The following is a 6,404-nucleotide window of genomic DNA, read 5'->3' on the forward strand; positions in this document are numbered from 1 at the left end:
AGGAGGTGGCGGGCGCCGTGTTTCGTCACGAGGTGGCGGGCGAGGAGGCTGCCGAGGGCGCCGGTGCCTCCGGTGATCAGCACCGTCCCCTCCGGATCGAACACCCCCGCGCTCGGCGCGTTCCCGGTCCCCGCGGTCGCCCCGGCCGGGCGGCCCCGCTCGGCACGGACCAGCGTCGGGGCGAACAGCTGCCCGCCCCGTACGGCCACTTCGCCACGCCCGGTGGCGGCCACGGCGGGCAGCGACTCCGCCTCCGCCCAGCCGTCCTCGCGCCCGCCCACGGCACCGTCGGTGTCCGGGGCCGGCGGGAGGTCCACCAGGGTGAACAGGCCCCCGGTCTCCTGCCGCGCGGTCCGCAGCAGGCCCCACAGCGTCGACACGCCCGGTGAGGTCACCCGGGGATCCGGCCCCGCCGCGACGGCGCCGCTCGTGACCATGAGGAGCCTGGTGTCGGCGAGGCGTTCGTCGGACAGCCACTCCTGCACCACGGCGAGCGCGTCGACCGCGGTGGCGTCGGCGGTGGCGAGCACGTCGTCGCCCTCCCGCCAGGGCAGCACGACCACCGACGGCACCGGCCCGCCCGCGTCCAGCGCGGCCCGCAGCCCCGCCAGGTCCGCGTGCCGGGCCCGGACGCCGAGCCGGTCGGCCACCGCGTCGCCGTCCTTGCCGAGCGTCGCCCACGAGGCGGCCGGCGCGTCGGGATCCGTCGGCCGCTCCGCCGGCACCTGCCGCCAGCGCAGCACGTAGAGCGGATCGCGGGAGCCCGCCGAGGCCTCGGCGAGCGCGCCCGGATCCACGGCCCGCAGGGCCAGTTCGGCCACCTCCGCCACCGGCGCGCCGGTCGCGTCGGCCAGCGTCAGGGCCGCCGTGTCCGGCCCGGTCCTGCGCAGCCGCACCCGCAGTGCCCGGGCCCCCTCGGCGTACGCGGAGATGCCGGACCAGCCGAACGGCACCCGCAGCGGCGCCTCCGGGTCGGCCACGAGCAGGGCGTGCAGCGCCGCGTCGAGCAGCGCGGGATGCAGCACGTGACCGGTGGTGGCGTCGTCCTCGGCGTCGTCCGGCAGGGATACCTCGGCGTACAGGTCGTCGCCGTCCCGCCACAGGCCCGTGAGGCCCTGGAACAGCGGCCCGTACGCGTACCCGCGCCCGGCGAGCGCGTCGTACGCGTCGGTGAGGTCCACCCGCTCGCCGGCCGGCGGCCAGGAGAGGGGCTCCGCGGACGCGCCGTCGGGCGCACCGGCGAGCGTGCCGGTCGCGTGCCGGGTCCAGTCCGTCCCGTCACCGGCCCCGGCGGCCTCCTCGTCGCCGTCCGCCGGGCGCGCGTGCACGGCGAGCGGCCTGCGGCCCGCCCCGTCGGGCGCGCCGACCCTCAGCTGGAGGTCGACGGCGCCCGACTCGGGCAGCACCAGCGGGGCCTCCAGGGTCAGGTCGTCGACCGTCCCGGCCGCCGCGAGGTCCGCCGCGTGCAGCGCCAGGTCGACCAGGGCCGCGCCGGGCAGCAGGACCGCCCCGCCGACGGCGTGCTCCTCCAGCCACGGGCGGCTGCGCCGGGACAGCCGCCCGGTCAGCACGAACCCGTCGTCGTCGGCGAGCCGGACCGCGGTGTCCAGCAGCGCGTGCCCGGATCCGGCGCCGCCCGTCCGCTCCGCGCGGCGGGTGAGCCAGTAGTGGTCCTGCCGGAAGGGGTAGGTCGGCAGGTCCTCGGGGTGCGCCGGGGTGCGGTCCGGCCGCCAGTCCGTGGGGGAGAGCCCGCCGACGTGCAGCCGGGCCAGGGCCGCGCCGAAGGTGGCCGCCTCGTCGCCGCCGCGGCGCAGGGCCGGGGCGAGCACGGCGGGACCGGACAGCGACTGCCGGGCCAGGGCCGTCAGGATCGCGTCCGGGCCGAGCTCGACGTACCGCACGACGCCGCGCTCCTCCAGGGCGCGGACGTGGTCGGTGAAGCGGACCGTGTCGCGGATGTGCGCCGTCCAGTGGGCGGCGGTCGTCGGGTCGCCGCTCATGACGAGCGGGACCGACGGCCGCCGGAACCGGATCCCCGCGACGGCCTCCTCGAACTCGCGGAGCATCGGCTCCATGAGCGGCGAGTGGAAGGCGTGGCTGACCTTGAGCCGGGTGGTGCGCCGGCCGAGCGCGGCGAACGCGTCGCGCACCGCGAGCGCGTCCTCCTCGGCGCCCGAGACCACGGTGGAGTCCGGTGCGTTGAGCGCGGCGACGGACAGACGCGGGGTGAGGTGCGGCAGCACCTCCTCCTCGGTCGCCTGGACGGCGATCATCGCGCCGCCGGCCGGCAGCGCCTGCATCAGCCGGCCGCGGACCGTCACGAGCCGGGCCGCGTCGTCCAGGTCGAGGACGCCGGCGACGTGCGCGGCGGCGATCTCGCCGATGGAGTGGCCCGCCAGCTGGTCGGGGACGACGCCCCGGTGTTCGAGGGCCCGGTAGAGCGCGGTCTGCAGGGCGAACAGGGCCGGCTGGGTGTACTCGGTGCGGTTCAGGAGCTCCGCGTCCTCGCCCCACATCACCTCCCGCAGCGGCCGGTCGAGATGCCGGTCGAGCGCCGCGAGCGCCTCGTCGAGGGCGGCGGCGAACACCGGGTCGGCGGCGTGGAGTTCGCGTCCCATGCCGAGCCGCTGGCTGCCCTGACCGGTGAACAGGAACGCGGTGTCGCCGGTGAGCGCGGTGCCCGCGGTCAGCCCCGGGGCCTCGGCGCCCTCGGCGAGCGCGTCGAGGGCGGTGAGCAGCGCCTCCCGGTCGTCGGCCTCGACGACGGCGCGGTGGTCGAAGCGGGTGCGGGCGGCGAGTGAGGCCGCGATCTGTCGTACGGGCACGTGGGGGTTTTCGGTGGCGTACGTGTGGAGGAGGCGGGCCTGGTCCTTGAGGCCCTGTTCGGTCTTGGCCGACAGCAGCCAGGGCAGGTCGGGGAGTTCCTCCTCCTCGGTGGTCCCGGTCTCCTCCGGTGCCTGTTCGATGATCACGTGGGCGTTGGTGCCGCTGATGCCGAAGGACGAGACACCCGCGCGGCGCGGCTCCCGGTCGGCCGGCAGCCAGGGCCGGTTCTCGGTGAGGAGCCGTACGGTGCCGTCGGACCAGTCGACGTGATCCGTCGGGTCCTCCGCGTGCAGGGTCCTGGGCAGGACCTCGTTGCGCATCGCCATGATCATCTTGATGACGCCGCCGACACCGGCCGCGGCCTGCGTGTGGCCGACGTTGGACTTCAACGAGCCGAGCCACAACGGGTGCTCGGGGTCGCGCTCGCTTCCGTACGTGTTGATGAGGGCCTGTGCCTCGATGGGGTCGCCGAGGCGGGTGCCGGTGCCGTGCGCCTCGACCGCGTCGACCTGGGCGGGCGTCAGGCGGGCGTTGGCGAGGGCCTGGCGGATCACGCGCTCCTGCGAGGGCCCGTTCGGCGCGGTCAGACCGTTGCTCGCGCCGTCCTGGTTCGTCGCCGTGCCCCGCACGACCGCGAGCACCCGGTGCCCGTTGCGGCGGGCGTCGGAGAGCCGCTCCAGGAGCAGCAGGCCGACGCCCTCGCTCCATCCGGTGCCGTCGGCGGCGCGGGAGAACGACTTGCAGCGGCCGTCCGGCGAGAGACCGCGCTGCCGGCTGAACTCCACGAAGGTGCCCGGGGTCGCCATCACCGTCGCGCCGCCCGCCAGGGCCAGCGAGCACTCGCCCTGCCGCAGCGACTGCGCCGCCAGGTGCAGCGCCACCAGCGACGACGAGCACGCCGTGTCCACGGTGATCGCCGGACCCTCGAGGCCGTAGGTGTAGGCGATGCGGCCCGACACCACGCTCCCCAGCGTGCCCGTCAGGAGGATGCCTTCGAGCTCCTGCGGCATGTGCTGCACATGCGGCGCGTAGTCGTGGTACATCGTGCCCGCGAACACGCCCGTGTCGCTGCCCCGCACCTCGCCCGGGTCGATGCCGGCCCGTTCGAAGGTCTCCCAGGCCGTCTCCAGGAGCAGCCGCTGCTGCGGGTCCATGGCCGTCGCCTCGCGCGGGCTGATGCCGAAGAACTCGGCGTCGAACTCGCCCGCGCGGTAGAGGAACCCGCCCTGGTCCGTGCTGGACCTGCCGACCGCCTCCGGGTCCGGGTCGTACAGGTTCTCCAGGTCCCAGCCGCGGTCCTCGGGGAACGGCCCGATCGCGTCCGTGCCCTCGCTCACCAGCCGCCACAGGTCCTCGGGCGAGGACACCCCGCCCGGGTAGCGGCAGGCCATGCCGACGATCGCGATCGGCTCGTACGCGTCGCCCGCCCCGCTCCCGGCCACGGTCCGCCGCGCCGGGGCGGGCGCGGAACCGCCGGAAGCCCCCGGGACCCCCGAGGAGGTGAGCCGCTCCCGCAGGTGCGCCACCAGGGCCTGCGGCGAGGGATGGTCGAAGACCAGGGTGGCCGGGAGCCGCAGCCCCGTCGCCGCGTTGATCCGGTTGCGCAGCTCGACCGCGCTCAGCGAGTCGAAGCCGAGGTCCTTGAAGCCGGTGGTGACGTCGACGGCCGCCGCCGAGGCGTGACCGAGCACCGCCGCCGCCTGCTCCCGCACCAGCTCCGTGATCCTGCGCCGCTGCCCGCCCTCGTCGAGACCGGCGAGCTCGGCGGCGAGACCGCCGCCACCGGCCGGCGCGGCGGCGGCGACCCGACGCAGCGGCGCGCGGACCAGGCCGCGCAGCAGCGGCGGCACGCCCTCGGCCGCCGCCCGCGACCGTACCGCCGCCAGGTCGAGCCGCGCGGGCACGAGCAGCGGCTCCGGACGGCCGAAGGCCGCGTCGAACAGGGCGAGGCCCTCGGCCTCCGTCATCGCCACCACTCCGGACCGGGCCATCCGGGCCAGGTCGGAGCCACCGAGCTTCTCGCCCATGCCGCCCTCGCCCCACAGGCCCCACGCCAGCGCGGTCGCCGGAAGACCGAGCGCGCGACGGTGGTGGGCGAGGGCGTCGAGGAAGGTGTTCGCGGCGGCGTAGTTCGCCTGACCGGCCGCGCCGATCAGACCCGACACCGAGGAGTAGACGACGAACGCGGCCAGGTCCAGGTGCGCGGTCAGCTCGTGGAGGTGGAAGGCGGCCTCCGCCTTCGGCCGCACCACGGTGTCGAGCCGCTCAGCCGTCAGCGCGGTCACCACGCCGTCGTCGAGGACACCGGCCGTGTGCACGACCGCGGTCAGCGGACGCTCGGCGGGCACCGAGGCGACCAGCGCCGCGAGCGCCTCCCGGTCGGCGGTGTCGCAGGCCACGACCCGCGCCTCGGCACCCGCCTCGGCGAGCCGGGCGACGAGCTCGTCCGCACCGGGCGCCTCGGGGCCGCGCCGGCTGGTGAGCAGCAGGTGCCGTACGCCGTGCCGGACGACCAGGTGCTCGGCGAGCAGCCGGCCGAGCCGCCCGAAGGCGCCGGTGATCAGGACGGTGCCGTCGGCGGCGAGGGGCGCGGAGGGGGCGGTCGGGGCGGAGGGAGTGGTCGGCGCGGAGGAGGAGGTCGGCGCGGAGGAGGAGGTCGGAGCGTCCTCCGCGATCCGGGCCAGCCGGGGCACCCGGATCTCGCCCGCGCGGACCGCGCTCTGCGGCTCCCCGGACGCGATCACGGCCCGCAGCCGCTGCCACGACTCCGCGGCTCCGTCGACGTCGACGAGCGCGAAACGACCGGGGTACTCGGACTGCACCGAGCGCAGCAGGCCCCACAGCGGTGCGGCGACCAGCCCACGCGCCGTCACCTCGGGAGCCGCACCCGTGGCGGCCTCCGCGGTGGTGCCCACGGCGTCCCGCGTGACGACCAGCATCCGGGTGTCCGCGAGCCGCTCGTCGTCAAGGAGCCCCTGCACCGTCGCCAGGGCCTCGTGCGCGGTCCCGCGGGCCTCGGCCGGCAGGAAGGCCGGGCCGGAGCCGCTCGTCGCGGCCGCGTGCACGACGAGCCCGGGCACGGTCGCCGTGCCGGCGTCCAGAGCCGCACGCAGAGCGGCCAGCGACGCGTACGCCTCGGCGCCGAGCGCGACGGCGAGCTCCCCGGCCTCGGGCGAGGCGCCGAGCACCACCCGGTCCTCGCGGTCGTCGTGGCCTTCGGCTCCGGCGGCCACGGACGGCTGCCAGGCGACCGTGAACAGCGGCTGACGGCGGGCACCGTCCGCGAGCCGACCGGCCTCCACCCGGCGCAGCACCAGCGACTCGACGACCGCCACCGGCGCGCCCGCCGGATCGTCCAGACGCAGCGTGACACCCCCGTCGGCGGACGGGGTCGCGTGCACCCGCAGCCGGGTCGCACCCGTCGAGTACAGGGTCACGCCGCCGAACCCGAACGGCAGCAGACCCTCGGCCCCGTCGACCAGAGGGTGGAGCGCGGCGTCGAGGAGGGCGGGGTGGAGGGTGTGCCCGGTGGCGTCGACGCCCTCGGGGAGCTCGATCTCGGCGTAGAGGTCGTCGCC

General features: G+C 76.7%; 1 protein-coding gene. It reads right to left on the reverse strand.

The window, feature by feature from the left end; genetic code table 11:
• The coding region (locus ACFYUZ_RS39085; protein WP_389317946.1) for an SDR family NAD(P)-dependent oxidoreductase at positions 1–6,404 on the reverse strand (6,404 nt) is incomplete at both ends.

It is taken from the genome of Streptomyces sp. NPDC004266, from assembly GCF_042874095.1.
GTDB lineage: Bacteria > Actinomycetota > Actinomycetes > Streptomycetales > Streptomycetaceae > Streptomyces.